The organism is Streptomyces canus (assembly GCF_030815415.1).
GTDB classification, from domain to species: domain Bacteria; phylum Actinomycetota; class Actinomycetes; order Streptomycetales; family Streptomycetaceae; genus Streptomyces; species Streptomyces canus_F.
Genome location: NZ_JAUSWW010000001.1, coordinates 10,451,795 through 10,477,003, shown reverse-complemented (window position 1 = coordinate 10,477,003; position 25,209 = coordinate 10,451,795). Strand labels below are relative to the sequence as shown.

Below are 25,209 nucleotides of genomic sequence, written 5' to 3'. Positions count from 1 at the left end.
GGGGTTGGCAGATTTCATTGTTGCAGTGAGCAGGCCGAGTCGAGTGGTGGGGAGCGGTGTGTCGGACGCGGTGATGACGGCGTGGATCGCTGCTGGTTCTGCGGTGGCCGGGGCATTGGCCGGTGGCGGAGTGACGGGCTGCTTCACGCTGGCAGCTGCTCGCAGGCAGGCTCAGAGCACAGTGGATGCCGCGGCGCGGCAGGCGGATGCCGCGTGGGAGGCGGGACGTCGTCAGGCAGACGCTGCGTGGGAGGCCGGACGGTTGCAGGCCGAGGCCCAGCTCGATGTGGCCCGCCAGACACTGGCGGGCCAGCGTCTTGCGGCTCAGCGTGAGGTACGACGTGCGGCCTATGCGACGTTCCTGGCCGCTGCCGACGCCTCGTATCAGTGTCGTCTGGAGTGGCAGCAGGCCCTGGGCACCGCGCAGGCGACCGGCTGCCGTGACCGTTACCGCGTGTCCTTGACGGCTGTGGCGGAGGCGCTCACGCTCGTCCGTCTTGAGGGCCCGGACGCGGTCAGTACAGCGGCTCAGACGCTGGAGGGCTCGTTGGAGGCGAGCGTGTCACCTGGCCGGTATCAGGATGCGCACGCCGAGTTCCTCGGCACTGCGCGTACCGCTCTCGCCGCACCGTGACCATCAGCGTCGTCAAGCGGTTCGCGGTCCGGCTGCCAGGGCGAGGAGCAGGACGGGGTGCGGGCTTCGGCGGCGCGTGGGGTCCGACTCTGGCGCAGTCACGGACGGCCGGGATCTGTGGTCAGGGCGGTGCGAGGCCAGGGCCAGGAGCATGAGGGTGCAGGGGTGTGCGGGGGGCAGCGGCCCGCAGGGTGTAGCCGGCATCGATCACCTGGCGGGCCAAGGAGTTGGCGGCCGTCTCGTGGCCGGCGCGGCGGCGTAAGACGATGAGGTGGACGAGGGCCTGGTGTTGGCCCGCTTCGACGGCTTGCCAGGCGATGGCTTCGGCCTCGGCTGGCTCGCCGTGCTTCTCAAGCAGCATGGCCAGCGCGGTGAGGGCGGGGGTGTGACCGGCGTCGGCGGCTCGTCGGTAGAGGGCGTGAGCACTCGCGGTGTGGTCGGCCCTCTCGCGCATCAGGGCCAAGGACATGAGCGCGCGGACGTGGCCGGTGTCGGCGGCTTGCCGGTACAGGGCCTCGGCCCGGTCGAGGTCGCCAGCCTGTTCCCGTAGTCCGGCCAGCGCGAGCAGCGCGGGGACGTGGCCTGTGTCGGCGGCTGTGCGGCACAAGGCCTCGGCGCCCGCCCGGTCACCGGCCTCGGCGCGCAGCCCGGCCAGCAGGGACACGGCCCGGGTGTGCCCGGCCTCGGCGGCCTCAAGAGCCAACGCGTCGGCACCGGCCGGGTCGTGGGCCTCCTCGCGCAGTACGGCCAGACAGACGAGAGCGTAGGTGTGACCGGTGTCGGCGGCCTGCCGGTACAGGGCGGCTGCGCTATCGAGGTCGCCGTTCGCCTCGCGTACTCCTGCCAGCACCGCACGGACCTGCGGGTGTCCCCGTTCGGCGGCGAGGGCTGCGATGGCTTCGGCATCCTGGTGCAGCCCGAGGCTCTCGCGCAGCAGAGCCAGCTTGAGCAGGGGTTGGCCGTGGCCGGCATCGGCGGACCGCAAGGCCAGTGCCTGCGCCCCGGCACGGTTTGCGGCGCGTTCCCGCAGCACAGCGATCCTGGACAGCGCGCGCGGGTGGCCGGCATCGGCTGCCTGCCAGGCCAGGGTTTCGGCCATGTCGGGCTCGGCGGCCTGCTCATGGACTTCCGCCAGCAGAGCCAGCGCCCTGGTGTGGCCGGCGTCGGCGGCCCGCCGGTACCAGGCCATAGCGCCATCCAGGTCAGCGTCCTGCAGGCACTGGGTCGCCTGGGCCAGCAGCGCCTGGACATGGCCGTTGTCAGCGGCTCGCTGGTGCAGCTGGCTGGCCCAAGGCAGGCGGTGCCTGGCGCGGGCGGCCCGGGCCAGGTTGTAAAGGTCGTCCGGGTGCGAGAGGTGCTGCAGGGCGGAGTTCCAGAACGAGGCGGGCGGGACACAGACGGTGCCTCGTTGTTCTGCCGTGTTGCTCAAGGTAGTCGACGAGCTGGAAGAGCGGAGGCGGCAGAGGCGCGTGGCCGCTGGCGGGCGGGCTCGCGGCCAGGTGGTGAGGGCGAGGGGTGATTCGCCGCAGGGGAGCCTGCTTGCCGTGGACCGGCTGGGTGAGCTCGGCGAATGCCGACTCGACCCAGTCCCGGTCGAGTTGGGCGTCGTCGATGTCGTCGAGGTAGTCGACGGCGGCGTCGGCCAGGTACGCCTGCGGCAGCGATGGGCCTGCTCCCAGACGCCGCGCGTCCATGGCGGCATGCAGGAGCGCCATGGCGGCCGGGGAGGCGTGTCGGTAGCGGCGCAGCAACTCCGGTGCCCCGGCCAGGTCCTGGGCGATGCGGCCGGTGGTGGCAGCCCGGGTGAGTGCATCGGCGAGCAGCCCGTCTCCCTGCTCTGCCAGCATGGCAGCCGAACGTAGCGCCTGGGCGTCGAATGCCTCCGGCACCGCCAGTGTGCGGCCGGCCAGTAGTTCACGTACCCGGCTGTGCGGATCAGGCTCGCCCGGCCGGGGCAGGGCCATGAACTGCCGAGCGTACTCGGGCCACAGAGTGGCCAGGACCAGCACCGGGCCGTGGCCGCCGGTCAACAGGCCATGCAGCGCGGCGCCGATCTGCTCACCCAGACGCGGGTCGCCGAGGTAGTGATGGGCCTCGTTCAGCCACACCACGGTGTTCGGCGTAACGGAAGAAAGGTCCGCGAGCGCTGCCTCGGCGCGGGTCGGGGTAGGGATGCCACAGCCACCAACCCGCCTTCTCCAGCGGCCGCACAGCTTCCCAGCACGCCCGGGTCTTCCCGGTCGACGACGAACCGACCAGCACCACCAGCCGACTGCCCCCCCGTTATCTTCTTCGCGGTTCCGCAATGGGACCGCTGGCCTCCGGGCCCGGCATGGCTGTTCCCCCCTGTCGAACCGATGACCTGGGGGGTGGTGTCACCGGGCCCGAGAGGCGCCGTTGGAGACGCTGATGAGTGCCTCTGTGTGTCAAGCGGCCGCAGGGTGAGTCCTGTGGTGGTCGCGTTTGAGGGTGCGGTAGACGACGTTCGACAGGCGTCGTTTGAGGGCCCTGCGGGCCTCCGCAGGCGTCTTGCCTTCGGCGATTTTCCGCAAATAGTAGTCCTGACCTCGGCCGCCGTCGCGTATCTGGCAGACCGCGATGATGTGCAACACGCAGTTCAGCGCGCGGTTGCCCCCGGTGTTGAGGCGGTGGCGGGTGTTCTTGCCGCTGGAGGCGTCCAGGGGTGCTGTGCCGGTGTAGCTGGCGAAGTGGTGCTCGGTGGGGAAGCGTGTGACGTCGCCGACGTGTCCGAGGAGCTTGGCGGCGAGCACGGTTCCCAGGCCGGGTAGCGCGGTCAGCGCGGTGCGGGCGGCGGCCAGAGCGTCGCGCATCTGGGCTTCGTTGTCACGGACTTGCCGGTCGACGCGTCGCAGGTCGGCAAGGAGGTCTCGCGCGAGGTCGCGGCGGCAGCAGTCGGTAGCGGTGGCTGGACGGATGGCCTTCATGAGGGCGGCGGCCTTCTCCGCAGACAGGCGGGTGGGGGCACCGCCGGGCAGCAGGTCTCGCAGCACTGCGTGGAGGCGGTTGATGATGCGGGTTCGTTCGTTGACCAGGTCGTCGTGCCGCTCGGTCAGCAGCCGCAGAGTCGTCGACTGGTCTTCCGGTTCGACCTTGCGCAGGTCGTGCCGGAAGAGGGCGACCTGGGCGACATGCAGGGCGTCGGCTGCATCGGTCTTGCGGTCCCCGCCGGTGGCCAGGAGCCGGGCCCGGGCGGAGAGGGTGGAGGGCACGTCCACCACGTGCTCGCCAGCGGAGGCCAGCTGCTGGGCGAGGCTGCGGCCAAGTCCCTTGGCGCCTTCGACGGCGAAGCGGCGCTCGGGCCACCGCTCGCACCAGCGCGTCAGCTGCCGGACGGTCCCTGCGTTGACGACGAAGCGCCGCTGGGCGAGCTGGTGTCCTGCGGCGTCGACGGCGACAGCGGTGTGGGACGACTTGTGGGGATCGATACCGATAGTGATCACGTGCACCTTGCCCAGGTCGAGCGGGATGGGAGGGGTGCGGTGGGCACTCTGACTTGAAGTCTCAGCGTCCGTTGGTCACGCCTCTGTCGAGCCACACCGCGCGGGTGCCGGCCGGCGGCGGCAAACTCATCATGAGCCAGCCCGAGTTGGGGCGGCATGAGGTCACGCGAGCCCGTGCCGGTCGGCACCCTGGACGCTACGGCTGCAGACCGTGCGTCTGGGTCTGATTCAACAAGTCAGAGGTCCGACTACCGCCCGGCCGAGCGCAACGCCCGGCCGCGTACGGGCGGCAGGTCTGCATAACGTGGATGCGCGCACGACGCCAACGCCCCGGCCAGCACGCACGACATCCGTTCGGGAGGACGGCTTGTACGACAGCGACGAGATAGGCGTCTTCCTCGGCCTGGACGTCGGCAAGACGAACCATCACGGGCACGGACTCACCCCGGCCGGGAAGAAAGTCTTCGACAAGCAGCTGCCCAACAGCGAGCCGAAGCTGCGGGCCGTCTTCGACAAGCTCACCGCGAAGTTCGGCACCGTGCTGGTGATCGTCGATCAGCCCGCCTCGATCGGAGCCCTGCCCTTGACGGTCGCCCGGGACGCCGGCTGCAAGGTCGCCTACCTGCCCGGACTCGCGATGCGGCGGATCGCCGACCTCTACCCCGGCGAGGCGAAGACCGACGCGAAGGATGCCGCGGTGATCGCGGATGCCGCCCGGACGATGCCGCGCACCCTGCGTTCGCTGGAACTGACCGATGAGATCACCGCCGAACTGACCGTGCTGGTGGGCTTCGACCAGGACCTGGCGGCCGAGGCCACCCGCACCTCCAACCGGATCCGCGGCCTGCTCACCCAGTTCCACCCGTCGCTGGAGCGCGTCCTCGGGCCACGCCTGGACCACCAGGCCGTGACCTGGCTGCTGGAACGCTACGGATCCCCGGCCAGCTTGCGAAAGGCCGGACGCCGCAAACTCGTTGACGTCATCCGGCCCAAGGCCCCGCGCATGGCCGCCCGGCTGATCGACGAGGTCTTCGACGCCCTCGATGAACAGACCGTCGTCGTCCCGGGCACCGGCACCCTCGACATCGTGATCCCCTCCCTGGCCCGCTCGCTCAGCGCTGTCCACGAACAACGCCGGGCCACAGAAGCCCAGATCAGCGCCCTGCTGGAGGCACACCCTCTTTCGAAAGTCCTGACCTTGATGCCGGGGATCGCGGTCAGGACCGCCGCCACCTTGCTGGTCACCGTCGGCGACGGCACCAGCTTCCCCACCGCCGCCCACCTCGCCTCCTACGCCGGCCTCGCCCCGACCACGAAGTCCTCGGGAACCTCGATCCACGGCGAACACGCCCCACGCGGCGGCAACCGCCAGCTCAAACGCGCAATGTTCCTGTCCGCGTTCGCCGCCCTGCACGACCCCGCCCGCACCTACTACGACAAATGCCGAGCCCGAGGAAAGACCCACACCCAGGCCCTCCTCCGCCTCGCCCGCCAACGCATCAACGTGCTCTTCGCGATGCTCCGCGACGGCACCTTCTACGAACCCCGAACCCCACGCCTCGCTTGACGAAAGACATAGAGGCACCCCCCCTGCCCGGCCTCGCGTACCACCTGCGCCAGCACTCGGTCATGGTCGCGCACCACATAACCCGGGAGGAGACCCTCGAGCGCGCTATGACTCTCAACGGGATGAGGCAGCACACCGGCCGGATGCACCTCGAGGTCATGAGGACTGCACTGCGCAATCGGCTGCCCTATCCGGCACTCCCCCACCACGCCGTGCCCTGATGCACGTTGCTTCCGCTCGTCCTGCACCCGCCAGGTCTCCCACCAGTGTCATGAGATCCGCTCTTGGACCATCTTCGCCCGGAGCACCGCCCCACGCACTGGCGTTGCAGAGCTTTCCGGGACTGTAAAATGTTCGACCCTGTCTCACGTTCGACGGTGACGGAGCGTGCCACTATCCGAGGAGCATGCGGTGGCGAAGAAGGGTGAAGCCTGCTCGTCCGTGAATCTGGCACGGGCGACGGAGGGCGTTGTCAGTGGCCGTTCGTAGGGTGGTGGCACATCCAACGGGAGGCAGCGATGCGCAGGCCGGTCGAGGGCGAAGTGTTCGTTCACTACGGGCAGATCTACGTCGAGAGCGACCCGGAGAGCTTCGGCCCGGATCTCGCCGAGGCGTTCGCCGGACAGCGCGCCGGACTGTGCGGCGCTGCGATCCCGGGGGCACTGTGGCTGTCGACCGGGCTGCACACGGGGGACGTCGGTTTCACCGTCGAGGTCCACGAGGAGCCGCCCGCGTTGGACCCGCAGTGGGAGGACGTGGTGGAGGTGTCCTTCCAACCCGTCTCCTCGGACAGCCGACTGGTGCAGTGGGCGGGCGAAGCCGTCTGGGGGCTGGACCTGGAGGAGACCGACTACCGGGTGCGGTACTGCGCGAAGCGCATGGACGAGGCAAACAGGAAGGACACCCGGCTGGACGACGAGCCGCAACTGGACTGCTATCTCCTGCAGTTCTGGCCCGCCCCGCCGCAGACCGACCGCGTGCTCAAGCAGACGTCGGAGATCGCCGCCTACTGGCACACCTACGCGGCCGGGCAACCGCCTGCGCCCACCCCCGAGGAGCGCGCCGAGGCCGAGCGCCGCGAGCGGCTCGAAAGGGAGCAGGCCAAGCGGGAGCACCGGCTCGCCCTGGAACGCTGGGAGTGGGGCGGACAGCTGCCCAGCCAGGCCCTGCGTGAAGTCCTGGGCAACGTCCGCGGGCTGGTGCGCTTCGATCCGGCCCTGGTGCACGCGATCGACGCGGCCGGCCCCGAAGTACAGCGCGCTGTGGCCCTGTTGGCGGCCCGGCGAGCGTGCGAGCAGTCGGGGCTCATCGCCCTCGGCTGGGTCACTGACGCTCTAACCGCGCTGGCGGACAGGCGCCCCCTGCCGCCACCTTTCGACGACTGGGATCGCATGTGGCAGGCCCTGGCCGACGACCCGCACGCCCCGGACCGGACCGTGGGCGAGGCCGTCCCGCCCGAGCGGCCCCCGTTCCAGCCACCCGCCGCACAGCCGGGGGTGACGGTCTGGGAGGCACCGCAGGTGGTCGGCCCCGCGGCCGCCGCCGTGGAGTGGTCGAGCCCGCAGCGAGAGCCGCGGCGCAGGTCCGGGACCGCATCGTTCAGGATGGCCGTCACCATAGGTGGGCCCGACCCGTCCTGGCGGATGTCCCAGCCGCACATGGCGCTTCCCGCGGTGACGGGAGCCGCGCAGGCGGACCCGCTGCGGGCCGCACTCGACGCGGTGTACGCCGGCGTGGTCACTTACGGGGAGCATTACGAGACGCTACTGAGAGAGGTCTGGTCCGCGCTGCCGCCGACGAGTGACACGCCAGCGCCGTAGCCCGCGGTACGAGAACATCTGCGTGCGGAGGATGGCCTGACTCCACAACACTCTGATCATGGATTCAGGGGCAGCCGCAGTCCTCGGAGCGGCAGTCGGCCCGTTACTGGTCTCGCCGAATTGTTGTCGGGTAGTGGGTGAGGGTGAGTCCGGTGCCAGCGAGGCAGCCGTCGATGAGATCGGGCCGGAGCTGGATTTGGCGCAGGCCCCGGCGCAGGGTGCGTTCGAGATGCCCGTCGTCGGTGAAGGCGGTGTTGACCAGCGGGCCGCGCCGTAAGCCGCATGACCCCAGCAAGACAGAATCACCCAAAGCCCGACAGGCGTGCCTTGACGAAGGACATAGAGGCACCCTCCGGTGAGGCGAGGAACGACTTCCCGGATCCGTTCTTCACGGCTACTGCGTCCGATTTATTTGTCCAACGCGTCGAGCGCCCCGTCAACCAGGGCGCTGGTCAGGGCCCGAACGGCTTCATGTCCTGCCTCGGCAAGCCGGGACAACGCCGCATCCCACTCGGTAAGACGACGCAGGGTTTCGCTCCGGCGTCGTTGTTCCTCGATTGCCAACACGGGCAGACGCAGCCGTTTCACATCGATGCGGAGGGCTCCGCTTGTTCCGGTGGACGTTCGGGCTGCCTTCGTGGCGTTCTCGGAGCGTGTGAGAGCGCCGGCCGCGAACCACGGGTCGAGGAAGTCCAGATCCACGCGCACGGCGTGCACGCCCGGCCCCAGCCGGGCTCCGATCTGCTCATCCGTCGCGACCCGGGCGACCAAGGTTTGGGCGATTGCTGGGATGAGGATGTCGTGGGCCCGTACCCGGGCCGCCGGGTCGTCGTCGGGGCTGACGGGAACTGAACCGCTGGCGGGTCGGCCGGCGATGACGTCCTGGCTCGTCAGCGCCGGTTCGTGCCGATCAGGGTCGGGGGCATCGCGGTGTGCGGCGCGGGCCGCATGGCGGTGCAGGCTCAGCGCCCCGGTCCGAGAGAGTTCGCCCAGCGTCGCAGTGGGACCGCCAGACGCCGTAGGCGCCTGGGCGGGGGCAAGTTCTGGCAACGTATTTCGGAGGGAATTGAGTTGAGCCTTCACGACCGCTGGCATCTTGAGCAGGTCGTCGGGCGGGCACGGAATGGAGTACGGGTTCGGCACGCGATGCCGGGGGGTGAAGTCAACGTCCTCGTCGAGCAGCTCGGCCAGCGGCACATCCCGGGCGAAGTCTGCATCCGTGGCCAAGGGTCCGTGTCCCTTACGGTAGCGGTCCCACAACGGAGCGATGTGGCGGCGCAGCGCCTCGAGACGGACCTTCGGGCGCACGTTCGCATCCAGAGGCACGTCGTCGCCGTTGACGAACAGCACACCTGTAGGTGGGGTGCTGTCCTCGTAGGGACGTTGGAGAAGCCATACATGCACGCCATTGCCGCTGCCGACGGTCGCCGTCGGGGGGAGCCCGACGACTGCCTGCAGGGCGCCGCGCCGGACCAATTCGCTGCGGATGCGGCGTCCCGCGGGACGCGCAGCCACTGCGGGCGGCAGGAGCAAGGCGGCCCTCCCGCCGGGCTTCAGCTGAGCCAACACGTGTTGTACCCAGGCAAGTTCGGGTTCGCTACGCGGGGGCAGACCTCCATAGGCCCACCGGGGATCGAAGGCGAGGCGGTCGTGGCCCCAGTCGCGGGGACTGTGGGGAGGACTGCCGACGACGGCATCGACGTAGTCGACGGGGAAGGCGCCCTCAAGGAGCGGATCGCCGACGCGCAGGCACAGTTCGTCGCCGGTGCCCGAAGCGGCCCTGGCCTGCTGCCGCAAGACCAGCAGGCGCAGCAGCGCCATGCGCACGTGTTCGGGGCGGGCGTCCAGCCCCAGAAGCTGTGGCGTGCCGCCTGCCGCGTTCACCCTTTCGAAGGCGGCGCGCAAGAATGTGCCGGTGCCGCAGGCGACGTCGAGGACAGAGGCGGCGGGGCCGACGAGATCCAGCATCAGGCTGACGACAGGCACGGGCGTATCGGTGAGGCCGGCCGCGCCTCGGGCTGTCACGTATTGCGCGTGAAGGTGCTCCAGAATTCCAACACGGTCCTCTTGGTCGCTCAACGAGCACGAGACCTCGAGGATCTCTCGGTGCGTTGGTGACCATGCGACCGGGAGGTCCGTCAAGAGCACGTCGGCGTGACGGGGTGAAGTCAGCAGACGCACGACGTCGGCAAGTTGGCGAGGGGTGGGCACTTCGGCAGGCGCCGTCAGGAGTGTCAGGCCGACCAGGACGAGGGCCTCTGCGGACTGCCCGGCCGTCCCGAGCGCTTCCAGACGCTGCTGGAGTCGGTCGAGCGGGCCGACAGTGCGGAGCTTGCCCTGCTGGTCGAGCCATAGCTTCGGCGGGCCCCAGGGCCAACTCCTTCTCCAATTCGGCGAACTGGTCGTCGGAGAGCTTGGGCAGTTTCGGCGGCCCAGCGGTGGCGAGGGCGTCCATCCCGCCCTCCCGCCAGGCACGCCGCCAGCGTTCCACCGACCGCTCGCTCACCCGCAGATCCTTCGCGATCACCGCGGTCTTCTCGCCGCGCGTGAACTGTTCGCCCGCCTGGTACCGGATCCGCTCACGAAACTCTCGCCGCTCGGCGGTCAACCCGCCGCCCTGCGCGTACCGCATACGACCGGCCTACCGCAGGGATCAGCACCCGACCCCGAAGAGATCAGTAGGCCGCGTACGCCTCCGCGTCGGACAGGCGGTAGTGACGCTCCATCAAATCTCTGCGGGAATCCGCGGCTGTATGTTCGGTGGCGGTGCTGGTCATGCAGGCCGATTCATCGTTCTGGGACTTGCTGGTGTTCGACGGGATCGACGTGGACGTCGAGGCGGTGACCGCCGTGTCTGGCACGGTCGACATCGTGGCGAGAGGCCGGGTTGTGGGTGCACTGTGTCCGGACTGCGGTCGGCTCTCGGACCGGATGCACGACTCCTACCGGCGCAGGTTGAAGGGTCTACCGCTCATTGGGTAGGGCTTCGTGATCCTGCTGCGGGTCCGGCGCTTCATCTGTGGCAACGCAACCTGTTCGCGCCGCACCTTCGCCGAGCCGTTCGCGCAGCTGACCGCCCCGTACGCGCGCTTCACCACGCGGCTGAATCGCAGGCTGGAGGACGTCGGGCTCGTGCTGGCAGGACGGGCCGGTGCCCGGCTGGCCGCCCAACTGGGCCTCGGCGCTGGGCGGATGACACTGCTGCGCCGGGTCCTGGCGGGGGGGGTTCTCCCACATCGAGGCTTCGCGCTCTCTCACTGCCCGTCCGGAACAATCCAACTCCACGTACTCCTCCCCATGCACGACTCAACGAGCCACCGTCACATAGGACGCCGGCCTTAACGCCTCTGACGGCATGTCAATCTCTTGCGTAGCTACGGGAGTTGTACGATGGGACAGCTTCCGTCTGCTACGTGGGCTGTTCGGAGCCGCACCGCGGGGACCCGCTGTCGCTGCGGAGACCGAGCCGAGTGGGGAAGGAGGCGCAGGTATGCGGCGAGGAGGGCGTTCGATGGACAGAGGCGGCGTTGGGCAGGGAAGACCAATAGGGCGTGGCATCCGATGACGCAGGCATCCAGTAACGCTGAAGCTCCCCAACAGCTTTCCCCACCCAAGCGGCGGCGCCGATGGTTACGCGTCGTCGTTCTCATGTTCCTCCTCGCCTTGCTTGTCGGAGGAGGGGCGGCCGCATGGACCCATCTGATGCCTTGGTGGCAGGGCAGGAGCGACACCTACAGCGCCGTGCCTCCGGCAAGCGCGGTCTTCGAGACAAAGGGCTCCGACATCGCTCAGCTCTCCGAGATCCTCAAGCTTGAGGAAGACCGCGGATACCTATCCGCTTCCCGCGGCTACACCTCAGAATCGACCGCGAGGTGGGCCCGCTATGACCCGGACATCGTGACGGTCAGCATCGAGTACCGCCGGGAGGAGGCCACTACCCGGCAGTCCGGCACCGAGGTTGCAGAGGGTTGGATCGATTCCCGCGTCACCTTCCTGCGGGACCACTTCGTGAGCTTCACCAAGGCGGCGGGGATCGGTGACGAGGCCATAGAGACGTACAGCTCGGGCGGCGCCGAGGTGTACGTTCGCGCGGGGAATGTGACTATCACGGTCAACTACTACGTGGCTGGCGCCCGCGGAGCGGATACCGCGGATCAACTGCAGAGTGTGGCTCGCAACCTGGCGAAGACAGCCGTCGAGAAGCTGAAGAAGACGTAATCGTGGTGGGAGCGAATCAGGGGGTTGAAGGGATGCGACGAGGGACCGGTCGGCCGGAGGTCAAGGCGACGTGGTCGTGGCGGGTTGTGGTCGCGCTGTTTGTCGCGCTGTTCCTCGTCGGCTGCGGTGCGGAACCGACGCCCCCCACCTCGGCAGCGAGCGAATCCGCCACGCTGACGGGTCCGCAGTCGGATGGTGCGGCAGGGGAGCCCACCGCCCAAGCGGCACCCGACCCTGTCGAGATCTTGTCACGCAATGTGAGCGCGGCCCGTTCGGCATGTGCTGGATGCGGTGGTGAACTGAAAGTCGACGCGGCGACGAAGAAGGACATGATGGACGAGTTGCTTCGCGAACACTCCGAACACCAGGGCCCGCCGCTGACCCGGGTAAACGCGGAGAAATCCCTGTACGGGCCCGCAGGCTCCACGCCGCAGGTGGCTGGCCAGGCAAAGCCGGCGCCAGATGTCTCTTTCCGTGACCAGGAGGGCAAGGAAGTTTACCGACGTGAAATAAAGACCTTTGCCGGGAATGAGAGCAGCTTCTCCAAAAGCTTCTCGAAGTACGCGGGCAAAATGAAATACCGGGGTGAGATATATATTCAAGTCAAGGAGGGGGTCGACCCTAAGGCTTTGATGCAAAGATTCTGGGACGACCGAAAGGAGAAAGGCGCACTCGATAAATATGCCGACATATATGCGGCGTTCCATGACGAGAAAGGCCGCCCACTCGGCCTGTGGATGTTCGGGGCCCGCGGCATGGGCGTTCCTCGGGGCTAGCCCAGACAGAAGGGCAGGGAATGGGACCCTTGGTGTTTCTTGCTTGCCTGTGCGGTGAGGTGGCTCTCCCGCTCGGCATTGCGATCCAAGAGAATCCGGGTGGGGCAATCCGGTATTTCGAGCGACCTAACCTCTCGGAGTCTCCCCTGGAATCAGCGGTGCTCTGGCGGTTTCTCGCGCAGCACGGCGGGCATCGCATCAAGCCTCTCTACGACTTCACCCCGGAGTGGGATGAGCTCAACGCGAACCTGGATCCGCGTATTCTTGGCGGCGACGCCGATCGTGACATCTCGTTCAAGGATTATGTGGCCAACCAGCCAGAGGGTCGCGATAACCAGAGCCCCGAACACCAGACGGTCTTCATCGGCGACGGTTACCTGAGCTGCACCCAGTGCCGGGAACGACTCTGGCTGGGACGCTCTCTGACTCGCGGTGACGACCATGTCTGGTACTTTCACGCCGGTGGCGCAGAAGATCCCCCCAATTCTCGCAGCACGCTACTGAACCGCGCGCTTTGGCGATTCCTGACGATGCATCCCATGCATGAACTCGTGGTCCGAGTCCTTCGAGACTCGTCGACGAGCACTGAGCCCTTTTCATCCTCAGTCTGAGCTGGCCAGATGGAGGGTGAGGACAGCTTGGACGAGGCTCGTGATCCGGGTTGTTGAGCAGCGGAGTTTGCGGAGGACCCGCCAGGACTTGAGGGTGGCGATGGCTTGTTCGACCAGTGCCCGGACTTTCGCGTGGGACCGGTTGACGGCCTGCTGGCCTACGGAGAGGCGGTCCCATCGGCCGCGGTGAGGGAGTCGGACTGTGCCGCCTGCTCCCTGGTAACCCTTGTCCGCCCAGCAGTTGATGCCGGCCTCGGCGAGAGCGTCGATGATGCCGTGCTCGCGTGCGGCCCGGACGTCATGGACGGCACCGGCCAAGGCCGGTGAAACCCACAGGAGGCGGCCCTTCGGGTCGGCTATGACCTGCACGTTCATGCCGTGCTTCTTATGTTTGCCCGAGTAGAAGGGACGGTCGGCGGCGATCCGGTCGATCGGCAAAAGCGTGCCGTCCAGGATCAGGTACGCCTTCATCGACGCGGCCCGTACTGCTTCGGCGAGCGTGGGAGCGAGGGCCGCCAGGATCTCGACCGCCTCCGTGATGTAGCGGTAGGCGGTGGTGGTGCCGATGCGGAAACCGATTGCGAGCTGGGCATAGGGCTGGCCGTTGCGGAGGTGCGCGAGAGCGAGCAGGGCCTGTCGGCCCGCGCTCAGGCGCCGCCATCGGGTGCCGAGGGCACGGCGGTGTTCCCTCAGGCGGGCAGCGAGGAAGCGGAGGGCAGAGCTGGACACGTCGACGCCGGACGGGTAGACAAGCATGCGAAGCCTCTGGTGGAGACGGTTCTCTTGGTCGAAAACCCATCTACCAGGGGCTTCACCTGCCTGTCAGGCCAACTGCCCAACCGGCGCGGGAGGTTGGAAAAGGCTCACTGTTCGGCGCCGGTGAGGGTCAGCAGTACTGGACTCATCGGAATGTTCTGTAGCTCATTCGGGAAGATCCCAAGTTGGCGGATCCTCTCCGCGTCGACGGAACTTCCCCAAGACTCCCAGGTCGCCCCTAGCTGCAGAATAAAAGTCATCCCTCCTCTCCTGATACTCCCTGTAGGCAATTCTCCATTCACCTACACTTCCAGAGTAATCCGGCTGTACTAGATGTTCGAGATTCCAAGCACTACGCCGCAAGGCCCTGGCGGCAGATATGGTCGAGGAGTCTCCCATCAATAGAAGTGATTCGAACGCATGGTTACATTCCGCATTCGCCTGTGCGAGAATCTCCAGGCCTTCCTCAACCCTGATGGATCGAGCGATCGGAAAGGTTCCCTTGGCTGCGGCCATCCTCTCTAATGCCTCAATGAACTCATCGAGCTCCCCAATGAAGGACAGATACGCGGCCAAACGGTGCTCATCCCATCGAGTAGCCATCTGCCTGGTCCAGCGGCTTCTCTCATGCAGGCTTGTAAGTACGTACGATGAGGCCGCCCCCACGAAGACTCCAGCTAGTGTAAATAGTTCGCCCATGCCCCCTCCTTCTTTGCGCGTGTCATCATGAGTGGGCTCGGGGGCAGGGGTTCGTACTTGCACCCGCGTCAGTCGTCTATCGGCTCGGCCATGTGCGCCTGAGCAATGGCGTCGATCCGTCGCGCGAGATCGAAGTCTGCCTCGGTCAGCTTGTGCCCGGCGTCGTGCGTGGTGATCGAGAACCGCACTTTTCCCCACCGGAGATCGATGTCCGCGTGATGGCTGATCAGCCGCTCAATATCGGCAACATGCACGATCATCGCCACGCCGCCGTGATACCGGATCCCGAACGCACGCGTGATCTCGTCTCCTTCACGCCGCCAGCCCGGCAGATCCCGCAAAGCTGCTTGGATCTCCTCCTCCGTCAGCGGCACCAGGCCATGAGCCACAGGTCAGCTCCCCTCCATCGCAGGCGCCAGCACCTCCACCAGGTCCCGGCCGACCGGAGCATCCTGCCACGGCCGCATCGCCCGCTGAAGAGTGGCCAACTCCCGGCGCATGCGGGCCGATCGCGTCTCGACGGCAATGTCCGCCATGCTGCGAGCGAGCTCCAGGGCCTGGTCCGGCTCGCCTGCGCCAGCAGCCGCCGTAGCGTGCCGGGCAAGGTATACGCCGCGGTCACGGCGCGCGGTCTCAGGAACGATCTGTAGGACCTGGTCCCACAGTGCGACCGCCTCCGAGCCGAGACCGAGACGCCCGTAACAGGTGGCCCGTTGAATCTCCAGATATCCCGGCGTGCGCCTGCAGGCGTTCCCCCATGGCAGGTCGTCATCAACGCGGTCCAATAGCCGGCCGGCCTTGTTGATCAGCATGTCGACCGCGCCGCGGTCGCCGTTCAAGCTCTCGCCGTGGGCCTGCTGCTGCATGGCCATGATGCGCACCTTGGGAACGAGCTGGCGGGTGTCTTCCAGTGCTGCCTCGCACAGGTCGATGACCGCGCGGCCATCGCCGAGGTCTGTGCGCACTTGCGCCTGGTTCACCAGGGAGTAGCCGATCAGGTGAACATCTCGGGATCGCATAGCGATCTCTTGCGTCACTCCGCGCCAGAAGCTGGCACCGTCCATGTCGCCTGCGTCCTGGTAGAGCCAGCCGATGAGAGCGGCATACGCCGCGCCCACTCGCAGGAGGCCACGGCGGGTCTCCCCTTTGGCTGAACGCACCAGCTTGTCGATCAGCTGGTACTGAGCCGAGACGGTCCCGATCAGATCGTGCGGGCCCAGGAACATGTCCGCCCTGTAGTGCCCCTCCAGTTGGGTCTGGAAGTAGTCGATCAAGGCGGGGTCGACGTTCTGTTGTGCCACTGGTCCGGCGACGAGCGCGGCAGCGGTGACGGAGACGAATGCGCGGCGTTTCACCTGCTCCTCTTCATGGTGCTCAGGGCGGATCCAGCCGGGTGGTGTTGTGAACCCCAGGTCTTCAGGCCACCGGCCGAGCGCGTCGTGGATAACGATCGCGGTCTCCTCCGACGGCCAGCCCGGGCGCTGACCCTCCCACCGTCGCCACGTTCGGGCAGACACGGTGAACTGCCGGTCGTCGAGGAGTTCCTGACCATGCGCCGTGAGCCGATCGGCAGCCTGCTCGATCGTCCGCCAACCAATGCGAAGCCTGGCGGCTCTCAACGCGTCATTGCGGCTCATGCCATCAGTGTGAGGTGTCATCGCGCCTGTTTCCGGACGTGGCCGCCACGTGGCCGCGCATGGCCGCGGAACGACCTATTCTCCCGTCGCTGTCCCAACCCATCATCCACTTGTGACTACGCGACGTACACGGAATGCGACACCCCGCCGCCGGATCCGGCGCTGCACCGCGGAGGCGCGAGGATGACAGGCGACAGCAGCAGCGGATCCCTGTGGTCCGTCGTGACCCAGCCCCGTCTGCTCATGCATGCCTCTGCCGGTCGACAAGAGGGCTTGGCCGAGGCGGGAGTTCAGATTTCCCCCCGTCAGGACCGTGAACTGGCCGTAGGAACGTGGCTCCTGCTGTCCGCAGACATCACGGAGCGGGCGTACCAGGAGTGGCGCACGGGCGGGATCACCCTTCTCCGATACAGCGCTCTGTTCGCCGCCCTCCGCATCATCGCCGGTCTCATCCACACAGCAGCCGGAACGAGCGCGGCGGACACCGCGAACGAGTTCCTACCCCAGGTACTGCACGGTGGATCCGTCCTCGTCGACCTGCACAACCGCAGCCGTAATCTCCGGGAGCTCCCGTGACCCCTTCGCCCCAACCCACCGAACCCCCTGCACTCATCGAGATCGGCGGTCAGCCCGCGTACCGGTGGGAGGACCGGCTGAAGGGCGACGAGTACGTCGGTTCCAACGGTCGGTTGCGGGTGCGGCCGCGGCTGACGGTGGCGCGCTGGCCAGGCAACATCGACATCGCGACCCGCGTCTGCGGCCACCTCATGGACAACGTAGTCCGGCACGCGAAGCTCTTCCCGGACCGCATGGTTCCCATCCGGCTGATCTGCCCGAGCCGACACGGCGAGCTGATCATCGAGGTCGACGACGCCCTCCCAGAATTTCCGGGCTTTGACGAGATCGTCGCTCAGGGCACCGACGGCTACCCGCCGGTGACGGGCCTGTGGTGGATCGCCCACGCCAAGGGCCGCCTGGCCTGGGATCTGCTGCGCAGCGACGACGGCGAGGTCATCGGCAAGACCGTGCAGGCCGTATTTCCGCCGTCGCCCTGACCGCCGCCGAAACACCTTCCGCACCGCAAAGCCCTGTTGCCATTCATCCGCACCCGTTGTTGAGGATTTGTCATGTCTGACGCCGGATCCCCGGCCACCGCCGCAGCCCCCCGTCGGCACAGGAGGCGCCGGCCACATGCAGCCGTCCACGTGGTGCATGAGCCGATCCGCGACGCACTCTTCACCCCGCGGCTCGTGGACGGCGCGTTACTCGGCTCCGCCGCCCTGGCCTGGTGGACCCTGCCTGTACCGGCCGGGAGCATCTTCGGCGCGCTGGCCTGCGGTCTCGGCGTGAGCGGCCTGATCGCTTGGGGCCGTACGAGGACAGCAGCGCGAGCCGTACAGCACCACTTCGACGACCAGTTGGCGGGTGTGCAGGATGCCATCGCTGACGTGGAGAAGGCCACGCAGGCGGCGGTCGATGCGCTGCTGCGCGGGGAAGCGATTCCCGCGCCGTTCGTGTTCGTGCCGACGGCAGGCGATGAGCCTGCCACGTCGGAGGTGAAGCGGCTGCTGGGCGAACTGCAGGAGCGGGTGGTGTGCTCTCTGGCCGAGGTGCACGCCAGCCGGCAGTCGGCGGTACTGCTGGAGGTCCTGCGCCGCCTGGCACAGCGTGAGCACGCCCTGGTGGAGAAGGCTTTGGCGGCGCTGTCGGATCTGGAGGGTGCGACCGACGACGCCGAACTCCTGCACCGTATCTACCAGTTGGACCATCTGGTGACCCGGATCCGGCGGCAGGTGGAGAGCACGGGCGTGCTGGGAGGCCAGTCGCTGCGGGCCACCAGGCGGCCGGTGTCGGTGTCGGTGGTGCTGCGCGGCGCGGTCTCCGAGGTAGTGGCCTACCCCCGCGTGGACGTGGTGGCCGGGCAGGCCGGGGCTGCGATCGGGCTGGCGCAGCAGGTGGGGCCGGACCTGTCCCATTTGCTGGCGGAGCTGATCGAGAACGGGTGCCGGTTCTCCGCCCCCGAGACCCGGGTGATGGTGCGGGCGCAGCCGGTTCCGGTGGGGCTGGCCATCGAGGTGGAGGACCGCGCCCTGCGCATGCAGCCACCAGTGCGCGCGCAATTGAACCAGCTGCTCGCCGCGCCGGACACGATCGACGTCAGCGACCAGGTACGCCGGGGCCACTTCGGCCTGCTCACCGCAGCCAAGATCGCACAACGGCATGGCCTGACCGCCACCCTGTCCGAAAACGTCCTCGGCGGCACCACTGCCCTGGTCGTCATCCCCCGCCGCCTCCTCGTCCCCATCCAGGACGACGACGCCGAGGACCTGGCAGCTCCCAACGCGCCGGCCCCCATCCCACCGGGCGTCTCACGGCCTGCACCGGTTCCCGCCCCGCGCCGTCCCGATCCAGCTCCAGCCACGGCTGCGGCCATGGGTCCGACCGGACTGCCGCAGCGGAAGAAGGGGGCAGGCCTGCCCCCTCCGGGCACGGCCGCGACAACTCCCACGGGGGCTGCCACGGCGGGCCTGGCGGGTGCCTTCCGCAGCGCCTACCGCGCCGCCCACGCCCACGATCCCGCGCCGCCGCCTCCGGCATCCCACTAGCCCCTCCCCCACCCACTCCCTTCCTTCTTTAGGAGTCCCGCGCATGCTTCCGCACAGTGATCCTGTATCCACTTCTGACGGCACCGGGGAGCACCGGGAGTCGATGGCCTGGCTGTTGCGCGAGTTCGTGAACGAGGTTGCCGGTGCCACCCATGCGGTGCTGGCCTCGCGTGACGGCGTCGCCTTACTGGACAGCGACATCGACAGAGACTGGGCGGATGAACTGGCTGCGGCCGTGTGCGGCCTGGCGTCCCTGGGCGGCAGCATCACCGGCCCACGGCACGAGAAGCATCTACCGCGGCAGATCATCATCGAGCGCCCGGACTCGCTGATCTTCATTCAGTTCGCCGGCCGCAGCACCGCCTTCGGCAGCCACAACGGTATCGGGCAGCAGTTCGTCGACACCGTGCTGTGCGTGGTCACCACGCCGGAGGCCGACGCCGGCACTGTGGGCTTCGAGATGGGGCGCCTGGTCACGGCCTTCGAGCCCTACATGCTGACCCCGGCCCGTACCCGTCCGGCCGACACCACACGATGACCCCGCCCGCGCGGCGCCCTGCGGTGGCGGCCGATCCAGACACGACGGCCTTCGTCAGACCGTATGCGCTCACCCGGGGCCGTACCCGGCCGCGATACCGGCTGCGCCTGGAGTCGGTGATGCACCCCGGCACCGGCCGCCCAGGTCCCGGCCTGCCGGAGGAGTGCGGGCGGATCACGGCCCTGTGCCGGGCCCGGCCGCGTTCCGTCGCCGAACTGGCCGGCACCCTCGGCTGCGGCCTCACCCCCGCCAAGATCCTCATCAGCGACCTCCTGGCCGCCCACGTCCTCATCCCCGCCACCACGTCCGACCTCGACCAAGATCTGCTCCTGCGGCTGCGCGCCGCCCTGACGATGAAGTGGCTCGATGAATAGTCCAACCTGCCGCGCTGACACTCCCGCGGCTCACGGGCACACCGAGACCGGCGCAGGACGCACGGTGTTCAAGGTGGTGATCGCGGGCGGGTTCGGGGCCGGGAAGACCACCGCGGTCGGCGCCATCAGCGACATTCCGCCGCTGACCACAGAAGAACGCCTCACCGAGGCGAGCCTGCCGGTCGACCGCCTCGACCACGTGGCGTCCAAGACGACTACGACGGTGGCGTTCGACTTCGGCCGCGTCGGCTTCACCGACCCGCATCCCTTTGAGCTGCTGCTGTTCGGCACGCCCGGCCAGCAGCGGTTCTCCCACCTCTGGTACGACGTATGCAGCGCAGCCATCGGCGCCGTCGTGCTGATCGACACCCGCCGGCTGGAGGACAGTTTCCTGGCGGTGTCGTTCTTCGAACAGATCCGACTGCCGTTCATCATCGCGATCAACCCGTTCGACGGCGCGTTCGCCTTCCCCCACGAGGACGTCCGCCAGGCCCTCGACATCGACCCCCACATCCCGATGGTGCGCTGCGACGCCCGCGAGGCCACCCAGGTAGCGGCCGCCCTGGTCACCCTCGTCGACCACGCCCTTGCCCGCCTCACCACCCCAGCCCCCTTGGACATCTGATGACACACCAGCCCCTCATACCGTCCCGCGCTGCCGCTGGCCTCACCGGCGTTCGCCCACTGTCCTCCCCCGGAGAGTCGGTGATGGCGCCGCCCGGCCTCCTGCCCCACCAACCGGCATCGATCAGCGCGGCCACCGCGCAGCTGATCGCCGTGGAAGAGGCGCGGCAGGAGGTGATCGCACGCTTCTGTATCACCGCGGGCCCCGACGATCGCATGGACCAGCTGGCGCGGGAGATGGCCGAGCGGACCGGGCTCGCCTACGGCTTCGTCAACATCTTCTGGCCCCAGCAGACCTTCATCGGCCTGCACCAGCTGCCCCCGGACAGCGGGCTGATCCCGGTGGGCCGCAGCATGAGCCGACGCCACGGCTGGTGCCCCGAAGTCATCACCCGCCAGAAGGCACTGCCGTTACCCGACGTGTACGCCAGCCCCCGCTTCGCCGGCAACCACGTAACCGATGTCCTCGGCATCCGCTCCTACTTCGGCGCGCCCCTCATCGATACGGACACCGGCATCGCATGGGGGACGGTGTGTGTCATCGACCCCGAGCCCCGCCCCCTGGCCCAGGCCCAGCACCTCCTAGACATCGTCAAGGACACCGGCACCACGGTGATGCAGACCCTGACCGCCACAGCGCCAGCCCGCTGATCCCGTTCCAGCCGCAGCCGTCATGTGAGCCTTCAGGGAGAGGGACCCGCCCATGTCCATGCCCGCCCCACCCCACAGCCTCGACAGGTTCCTCACGCCTGCCCACAGTGCACTCTGGGAAGCCGTCGACGACTTCGCCACCCGAGAAATCCAGCCTCGGGTGGAGCGCATGGAAAGTGCGCAGCGCGTGGACCGGAAGATCGCCCGACTGTTGGCCGGTCGCCGCTGGTTCGGCGTCACCGTGCCCGAGGCCTTCGGCGGCATGGCGGCCGGGCACGTCGCCAAGACGATCTTGATCCATCGTCTCGCCCGTGTCTCCGGCGCGGTCGCCGCTATCCTCCAAGCCAGCCTGATCCCCGTTGCCGCTCTGCTGTACTACGGCACCGACGAGCAGCACGCTGCGCTGCTGCCGAGCGTGGCCGACGGCAGTGTGCTGATGTCGATCGCTGTGACCGAGCCGGACCAGGGCGGCCACATCGGCGGCATGACGACCGCAGCCGAGTGGGACGGGCGAGCCTGGGTGCTCACCGGGGTCAAGGCCCATGTCGGCAACAGCCACATCGCGGATCTGCACGTCGTCGTCGCCCGCACCTCCCCCACCGGCACGCGCACCTCGCGCGCCTTGACGGCTTTCCTCGTCCAGGGCGATCAGCGTGGGGTGCACAGCGTGCCGCACAGCGCCAAGCTGGGACTGCGCGGCTTCAGCTACGGTCAGATCACCTTCGACCAAGTGCGCATCTCCCCGAATGACGTACTGGGGGATGTCGGCCAAGGCTTCGAAGTCGCCCAGTCCAGCAGCATCCTGTACGGCCGGCCCAACCTGACCGCCCTCTCCCTGGGGCTGCACGAGAGGGCCGTCTGTCTGACGGCCCAGTACGTCAGCAAGCGCCCCCGCTACCAGGGCAAGCTCGCCGACCTCAGCGTCATACAGGATCGGCTCGGCCAGATGTCCGCCCGGCTGCTCATGGCCAGGATCCTGGCGTATCACGCGGTCGACATGCTTGATCGTGGCCTGCCATGCGATGACGAGCTCCTTGCGGCCAAGGCCCTTGGCCACGATCTCGCCTCCGAGACAGGCAACGACGCCATGCAGTTGCATGCCGCCAACGGCTTGGACGTGGACTTCCCCATCGAGCGCGTCTGGCGGGACATGCAGAGCACCTACGCACCCGCCGGGACCGGTGAGGTCCAGCGTCGGCGCCTCGCCGAGAACCTCCTCCAGCAGGAGGACAAGGCCGGTGCGCGCACTGCGTGGTCCGTGTTGCATGCCGGGCGCTTCCAGCCCCCCATCGTCGACCAGCCAGTCGGCGTCTAGGAACGCCCGCGCGCGGTCACCCCCGTGGCTTCCAAGGACCGTGCGCGGGTCCCACGTCTCACGCTCGGCACCCCCCGTGGCCGAGCGCGAGACACCAGCCCGGCGCGGGGCCCATCGACGTTCTCTCCCCTATGGGAACGCCGAGACTGTGCTCCGCGCCGGGCGTCCACACTGCTTTTCTGACTGCTCTTGATCTGGAGAAACGCATGTCCATTGGATCCCTCGCCCCCGGTGAGATCCCACAGCCCGTCGCGGTCATCACGGGCGGCTGGGCCAAGGAGCGCGACCGGTCGCTGATGAGCGGCCGGGAGGTCGCCGACACCCTGACCACCATGGGGTTAGCACCACGGGTCATCGACTTGGAGGACGACCGCGAGATCCTCGTGGAGCGCCTGCATGGCGTGGGCCTGGCGTTCCTGGCGATAGCGGGGCGTGGTGCGGAGGACGGCCGGCTGCAAGGGCTGCTGGAGACGCTCGGCGTGGCGTACACCGGGTCAGGAGTGCTGGCCTCCGCAGTCGGCATGAACAAGCTGGCCGCCAAGACGATCGTGGCCTTTGCGGGAGTGCGCGTCCCGGAGGGCTGCCGCGTGGACCACGAAGCGAAGGCGGAGACGGAAGCGGCACGGATCGCGGAGCTCCTGGGCCTGCCCGTGATCCTCAAGCCGGTCAGCGAGGGAGGCTCGATCGGGCTGCGCACCGCGCACACCCAGCACGACGTCGTGGACGCCATCCTCAGCGGTGCCGGCGAGGACTTGATGGCTGAGGTCTACCACCCGGGCCGCTCGGTCAGCGTGGGCGTCCTGGTCGACCTGGCCACCGACACGGCGCGCGTGCTGCCGCCGCTGGAAGCGGAAACCCCGGACGGCGTCTACTCGTTCGCCGCGAAGCGCGGCGGCGACTGCGCCTACTACTGTCCGGCCCGCGTCGAGCCGGACACGGTGCGGGCCCTGCAACTGCAGGCAGTCACCGCGCACCGCGCCCTGCGCTGCCATTCCTATTCGCGGCACGACTTCATCGTCACCGACAGCGGCGAAGTCCTGTGGCTGGAGGTCAACACCCTGCCGGGCCTCACCCGCACCGGGAACCTCGCGCGCATGGCGGACGTCGATGGCATCGCCTACGAGGACCTCATCGCTCACATCCTGCGCGGCGCCTGCATCGACCGCCGCGCCCACGCGTGAGACGGGGGCCCACCGTGTCAACGATGACGTCCCATGACGTGCTGTACGCGGTCGAGAGACTGCGCGGCATTGCCGTGCGCACCCCGCTTCTCACCTCTGCGGCATTCGACGACCTCGTAGGCCGCAGGGTCGTGGTCAAGGCGGAGAACCAGCAGCGCACGGGATCATTCAAGTTCCGCGGCGCCTACAACGCGGTGGCCGCACTGAGTGAGCGCGACCGCGAGGCCGGCGTCATCGGCGCTTCTTCCGGTAACCACGCCCAGGCCCTGGCCCTCGCCGCCCGCCTGCTCAACACCAAGGCCACCGTCGTCATCCCCGCCGACGCACCCAACGCGAAGGTGGAGGCGATCGGGGCGCTCGGCGCACGGATCGTCACCTACGATCGGCTCAACGACCGCCGCGACGCCCTGGTCCATCAGATCGCGTATCGCGATCAACTCACCGTCGTGCCCTCGTCGGACCATCGTTCAGTCATTGCGGGCGCGGGCACCGTGGCGTGGGAGATGCTCCAGGAGACGCCCGATCTGGTGGCCATCCTCGTGCCCGTCGGCGGCGGCGGCCTCGCCGCTGGCACTGCTCTCGCCGCTCAAGGCCACAACCCGAGGCTCAAGGTGATCGGTGTCGAGCCTGCCACCGCGAACGACACACACCTTTCCCTGCGGGCCGGCAAGAGGGTACCGATCCCCCCGCCGGCCACCATCGCAGACGGCCTGCGCCACACCGAGCCCGCACAGCTCCCCTTCGAGATCAACAAGAAGCTCCTGGCTGACGTAGTCCTTGCCCCAGAGGCCTCCATAGCCGACGCGATGGCCCACCTCTGGCGCGACTACCGCACCACCGCCGAGCCCTCGGGCGCGGTCGCCCTCGCCGGGCTGTTGCGGGCCGCTGACCGCCTTCCGGACGGACCGGTCGGCGTGGTCGTCTCCGGAGGCAACGTCAACTGGAGCACCTACCGCAAGCTGCTGGACATCTCCATGGACCGAACAGGACGGACACCCCATGCTGCCCCTGTGCTGCGCTGACTCCACCGACACCGCACCCCGCCCCGTTCACGCCCCGGTGCCGATCGTCACCCAGTACGCCACCGCGGACCTGATCGGCCACATCGCCTACGACGGCCACGACCCGGCCCACGACTCCGGATGGGATACCACCGGAGCCCCGACCCAGTCCGCTTACGCCCGCTGGTGCCGGCACATGTGCGGCATCGCCTGCCTGCGCATGGTGCTCCTGCACCGCGACGGGCAGGCCCCCAGCCTCTTCAAGCTCCTGACCGGCGCCCGCCACTACAACGCCTACGTCCAGCAGGCAGGCGGGGACATCAAGGGACTCATCTACGCGCCCTTCGCCCAGTACGTGCAGGCCACGCACGCCCTTTGGCCCTCGGTGCACCCCGAATTGGACGTGCGCGGGCTCGTCACCCTCCTGGACGCAGGACACATGGTGATGGCCTCGGTCTCCAAGGAGATCCGCCGCCCTGAACTCGAGCCCGAGAAACGGGGCGGGCACCTCGTCCTCGCCATCGGCCACCAGGACGGCTCCATCCACTTCCGCAACCCGTCCGGCCACACCCCGCAGGCCCGCGAAGCCGCCCTTCCCGTCGACCACTTCCAAACCTTCTTCGGTGGACGCGGCATCTCCCTGAACATGCTGGCCTCGCGGCACCGCGCGGCTCGCCCCCTCGCCTCCCAGGCGCCGGGACGGTGAGGTAGATGCGGGCACCGTCCATGGAGGAACGGGG

At 68.3% G+C, this 25,209-nt stretch carries 27 protein-coding genes and 2 pseudogenes; 18 read left to right on the top strand and 11 right to left on the bottom strand.

Features of this window, described 5'->3' with window-relative positions; genetic code table 11:
• Positions 1–58: 58 nt before the first annotated feature.
• Complete coding sequence (locus QF037_RS49110; RefSeq protein WP_307036893.1) at positions 59–634, top strand: hypothetical protein; 576 nt, start codon at positions 59–61, stop codon at positions 632–634.
• A gap of 121 nt (positions 635–755) precedes the next feature.
• Here the strand turns inward: QF037_RS49110 and QF037_RS49105 are convergent, their stop codons facing one another.
• From QF037_RS49105 to QF037_RS49095, 3 genes are all read right to left on the bottom strand, one after another.
• Positions 756–1,823 (bottom strand): tetratricopeptide repeat protein, encoded by a 1,068-nt coding sequence (locus tag QF037_RS49105; RefSeq protein ID WP_307036891.1) that lies wholly within the window; start codon positions 1,821–1,823, stop codon positions 756–758.
• A 70-nt stretch (positions 1,824–1,893) separates the two neighbouring features.
• A complete protein-coding gene (locus QF037_RS49100) occupies positions 1,894–2,745 on the bottom strand; it encodes a hypothetical protein (RefSeq protein WP_307036889.1) in 852 nt (283 codons plus the stop codon).
• A 315-nt stretch (positions 2,746–3,060) separates the two neighbouring features.
• Complete coding sequence (locus tag QF037_RS49095; protein ID WP_307036887.1) at positions 3,061–4,095, bottom strand: IS110 family transposase; 1,035 nt, start codon at positions 4,093–4,095, stop codon at positions 3,061–3,063.
• A gap of 367 nt (positions 4,096–4,462) precedes the next feature.
• On the opposite strand from QF037_RS49095, the gene QF037_RS49090 reads away from it, so the two are divergent.
• Both QF037_RS49090 and QF037_RS49085 read left to right on the top strand, forming a co-directional pair.
• Positions 4,463–5,662: an IS110 family transposase gene (locus tag QF037_RS49090; RefSeq protein ID WP_307036885.1), complete on the top strand. Its 1,200-nt coding sequence runs from the start codon at positions 4,463–4,465 to the stop codon at positions 5,660–5,662.
• Positions 5,663–6,180: 518 nt separating this feature from the next.
• A complete protein-coding gene (locus QF037_RS49085) occupies positions 6,181–7,482 on the top strand; it encodes a hypothetical protein (protein ID WP_307036883.1) in 1,302 nt (433 codons plus the stop codon).
• Between the two features lie 103 nt (positions 7,483–7,585).
• Here QF037_RS49085 and QF037_RS49080 read toward each other — a convergent pair.
• Positions 7,586–7,747: pseudogene (locus tag QF037_RS49080) on the bottom strand (IS630 family transposase); the annotation flags it as partial.
• Positions 7,748–7,890: 143 nt separating this feature from the next.
• Positions 7,891–9,561 (bottom strand): N-6 DNA methylase, encoded by a 1,671-nt coding sequence (locus tag QF037_RS49075; RefSeq protein ID WP_307036881.1) that lies wholly within the window; start codon positions 9,559–9,561, stop codon positions 7,891–7,893.
• A gap of 114 nt (positions 9,562–9,675) precedes the next feature.
• Between QF037_RS49075 and QF037_RS49070 the strand changes: the two genes are divergently transcribed.
• Positions 9,676–9,837, top strand: coding sequence for a hypothetical protein (locus QF037_RS49070; protein ID WP_307036879.1), 162 nt, complete (start codon positions 9,676–9,678; stop codon positions 9,835–9,837).
• Between the two features lie 4 nt (positions 9,838–9,841).
• On the opposite strand, the pseudogene QF037_RS49065 reads toward QF037_RS49070, so the two are convergent.
• Together QF037_RS49065 and QF037_RS49060 are read right to left on the bottom strand one after the other, a co-directional pair.
• Positions 9,842–10,114: pseudogene (locus QF037_RS49065) on the bottom strand (helix-turn-helix domain-containing protein); the annotation flags it as partial.
• Positions 10,115–10,157: 43 nt separating this feature from the next.
• The gene (locus QF037_RS49060; RefSeq protein WP_307036877.1) at positions 10,158–10,343 is read right to left on the bottom strand and encodes a hypothetical protein; all 186 of its coding nucleotides are present in this window, start codon (positions 10,341–10,343) and stop codon (positions 10,158–10,160) included.
• A gap of 787 nt (positions 10,344–11,130) precedes the next feature.
• On the opposite strand from QF037_RS49060, the gene QF037_RS49055 reads away from it, so the two are divergent.
• Genes QF037_RS49055 through QF037_RS49045 form a run of 3 tightly spaced genes read left to right on the top strand, consistent with a single transcriptional unit; the run spans position 11,131 to position 13,087 of the window.
• Positions 11,131–11,700, top strand: a complete 570-nt coding sequence (locus QF037_RS49055) for a hypothetical protein (protein ID WP_307036875.1) — start codon at positions 11,131–11,133, stop codon at positions 11,698–11,700.
• 2 nt (positions 11,701–11,702) lie between these two features.
• The gene (locus tag QF037_RS49050) at positions 11,703–12,476 is read left to right on the top strand and encodes a hypothetical protein (RefSeq protein ID WP_307036873.1); all 774 of its coding nucleotides are present in this window, start codon (positions 11,703–11,705) and stop codon (positions 12,474–12,476) included.
• Between the two features lie 29 nt (positions 12,477–12,505).
• Positions 12,506–13,087: a hypothetical protein gene (locus tag QF037_RS49045; protein WP_307036871.1), complete on the top strand. Its 582-nt coding sequence runs from the start codon at positions 12,506–12,508 to the stop codon at positions 13,085–13,087.
• Here QF037_RS49045 and QF037_RS49040 read toward each other — a convergent pair.
• From QF037_RS49040 to QF037_RS49025, 4 genes are all read right to left on the bottom strand, one after another.
• On the bottom strand, positions 13,079–13,843 hold the full coding sequence (locus tag QF037_RS49040) for an IS5 family transposase (protein WP_307036869.1): 765 nt from the start codon (positions 13,841–13,843) through the stop codon (positions 13,079–13,081). The genes QF037_RS49045 and QF037_RS49040 overlap by 9 nt on opposite strands.
• A gap of 165 nt (positions 13,844–14,008) precedes the next feature.
• A complete protein-coding gene (locus QF037_RS49035; RefSeq protein WP_307036867.1) occupies positions 14,009–14,542 on the bottom strand; it encodes a hypothetical protein in 534 nt (177 codons plus the stop codon).
• A 68-nt stretch (positions 14,543–14,610) separates the two neighbouring features.
• Positions 14,611–14,931 carry a 4a-hydroxytetrahydrobiopterin dehydratase gene (locus tag QF037_RS49030; RefSeq protein WP_307036865.1) on the bottom strand — a complete coding sequence of 107 codons (321 nt, stop codon included), beginning with the start codon at positions 14,929–14,931 and terminating at the stop codon, positions 14,611–14,613.
• A 3-nt stretch (positions 14,932–14,934) separates the two neighbouring features.
• Positions 14,935–16,179, bottom strand: coding sequence for a Twin-arginine translocation pathway signal (locus QF037_RS49025; RefSeq protein ID WP_307036863.1), 1,245 nt, complete (start codon positions 16,177–16,179; stop codon positions 14,935–14,937).
• A gap of 183 nt (positions 16,180–16,362) precedes the next feature.
• Here QF037_RS49025 and QF037_RS49020 point away from each other — a divergent pair, with 183 nt between their 5' ends.
• The 11 genes from QF037_RS49020 (at position 16,363) to QF037_RS48970 (ending at position 25,175) form a co-directional block, all read left to right on the top strand.
• Positions 16,363–16,755, top strand: a complete 393-nt coding sequence (locus tag QF037_RS49020; RefSeq protein ID WP_307036861.1) for a hypothetical protein — start codon at positions 16,363–16,365, stop codon at positions 16,753–16,755.
• Positions 16,752–17,234, top strand: coding sequence for a hypothetical protein (locus QF037_RS49015; RefSeq protein WP_307036859.1), 483 nt, complete (start codon positions 16,752–16,754; stop codon positions 17,232–17,234). Before QF037_RS49020 ends, QF037_RS49015 begins: the two co-directional genes overlap by 4 nt.
• Positions 17,235–17,384: 150 nt before the next feature.
• A complete protein-coding gene (locus tag QF037_RS49010; RefSeq protein WP_307036857.1) occupies positions 17,385–18,785 on the top strand; it encodes an ATP-binding protein in 1,401 nt (466 codons plus the stop codon).
• A 103-nt stretch (positions 18,786–18,888) separates the two neighbouring features.
• Positions 18,889–19,323, top strand: coding sequence for a roadblock/LC7 domain-containing protein (locus QF037_RS49005; protein ID WP_307036855.1), 435 nt, complete (start codon positions 18,889–18,891; stop codon positions 19,321–19,323).
• A 23-nt stretch (positions 19,324–19,346) separates the two neighbouring features.
• Entirely contained in the window at positions 19,347–19,697 is a 351-nt protein-coding gene (locus QF037_RS49000) for a DUF742 domain-containing protein (protein ID WP_307036853.1), read from the top strand.
• Between the two features lie 64 nt (positions 19,698–19,761).
• On the top strand, positions 19,762–20,322 hold the full coding sequence (locus tag QF037_RS48995; protein WP_307036851.1) for a GTP-binding protein: 561 nt from the start codon (positions 19,762–19,764) through the stop codon (positions 20,320–20,322).
• An 83-nt stretch (positions 20,323–20,405) separates the two neighbouring features.
• Positions 20,406–20,972: a GAF domain-containing protein gene (locus QF037_RS48990; protein ID WP_307036848.1), complete on the top strand. Its 567-nt coding sequence runs from the start codon at positions 20,406–20,408 to the stop codon at positions 20,970–20,972.
• A gap of 52 nt (positions 20,973–21,024) precedes the next feature.
• The gene (locus QF037_RS48985; protein WP_307036847.1) at positions 21,025–22,287 is read left to right on the top strand and encodes an acyl-CoA dehydrogenase family protein; all 1,263 of its coding nucleotides are present in this window, start codon (positions 21,025–21,027) and stop codon (positions 22,285–22,287) included.
• A 206-nt stretch (positions 22,288–22,493) separates the two neighbouring features.
• Positions 22,494–23,468 carry a D-alanine--D-alanine ligase family protein gene (locus QF037_RS48980; protein ID WP_307036845.1) on the top strand — a complete coding sequence of 325 codons (975 nt, stop codon included), beginning with the start codon at positions 22,494–22,496 and terminating at the stop codon, positions 23,466–23,468.
• A gap of 23 nt (positions 23,469–23,491) precedes the next feature.
• Positions 23,492–24,490: a threonine ammonia-lyase gene (locus tag QF037_RS48975; protein WP_307036843.1), complete on the top strand. Its 999-nt coding sequence runs from the start codon at positions 23,492–23,494 to the stop codon at positions 24,488–24,490.
• On the top strand, positions 24,468–25,175 hold the full coding sequence (locus tag QF037_RS48970; protein ID WP_307036841.1) for a C39 family peptidase: 708 nt from the start codon (positions 24,468–24,470) through the stop codon (positions 25,173–25,175). Before QF037_RS48975 ends, QF037_RS48970 begins: the two co-directional genes overlap by 23 nt.
• Positions 25,176–25,209 lie beyond the last annotated feature (34 nt).

What these genes read in the sequence shown, in the direction of transcription:
- QF037_RS48980 (WP_307036845.1), top strand. Translation starts at nt 22,494, where the DNA reads ATGTCCATTGGATCCCTCGCCCCCGGTGAGATCCCACAGCCCGTCGCG.
- QF037_RS49020 (WP_307036861.1), top strand. Translation starts at nt 16,363, where the DNA reads ATGACAGGCGACAGCAGCAGCGGATCCCTGTGGTCCGTCGTGACCCAG.
- QF037_RS49105 (WP_307036891.1), bottom strand. Translation starts at nt 1,823, where the DNA reads ATGGCCTGGTACCGGCGGGCCGCCGACGCCGGCCACACCAGGGCGCTG.
- QF037_RS48975 (WP_307036843.1), top strand. Translation starts at nt 23,492, where the DNA reads ATGACGTCCCATGACGTGCTGTACGCGGTCGAGAGACTGCGCGGCATT.
- QF037_RS49005 (WP_307036855.1), top strand. Translation starts at nt 18,889, where the DNA reads ATGGCCTGGCTGTTGCGCGAGTTCGTGAACGAGGTTGCCGGTGCCACC.
- QF037_RS49035 (WP_307036867.1), bottom strand. Translation starts at nt 14,542, where the DNA reads ATGGGCGAACTATTTACACTAGCTGGAGTCTTCGTGGGGGCGGCCTCA.
- QF037_RS49025 (WP_307036863.1), bottom strand. Translation starts at nt 16,179, where the DNA reads ATGAGCCGCAATGACGCGTTGAGAGCCGCCAGGCTTCGCATTGGTTGG.
- QF037_RS48990 (WP_307036848.1), top strand. Translation starts at nt 20,406, where the DNA reads ATGGCGCCGCCCGGCCTCCTGCCCCACCAACCGGCATCGATCAGCGCG.
- QF037_RS48985 (WP_307036847.1), top strand. Translation starts at nt 21,025, where the DNA reads ATGTCCATGCCCGCCCCACCCCACAGCCTCGACAGGTTCCTCACGCCT.
- QF037_RS49055 (WP_307036875.1), top strand. Translation starts at nt 11,131, where the DNA reads ATGTTCCTCCTCGCCTTGCTTGTCGGAGGAGGGGCGGCCGCATGGACC.
- QF037_RS48970 (WP_307036841.1), top strand. Translation starts at nt 24,468, where the DNA reads ATGCTGCCCCTGTGCTGCGCTGACTCCACCGACACCGCACCCCGCCCC.
- QF037_RS49085 (WP_307036883.1), top strand. Translation starts at nt 6,181, where the DNA reads ATGCGCAGGCCGGTCGAGGGCGAAGTGTTCGTTCACTACGGGCAGATC.
- QF037_RS49040 (WP_307036869.1), bottom strand. Translation starts at nt 13,843, where the DNA reads ATGCTTGTCTACCCGTCCGGCGTCGACGTGTCCAGCTCTGCCCTCCGC.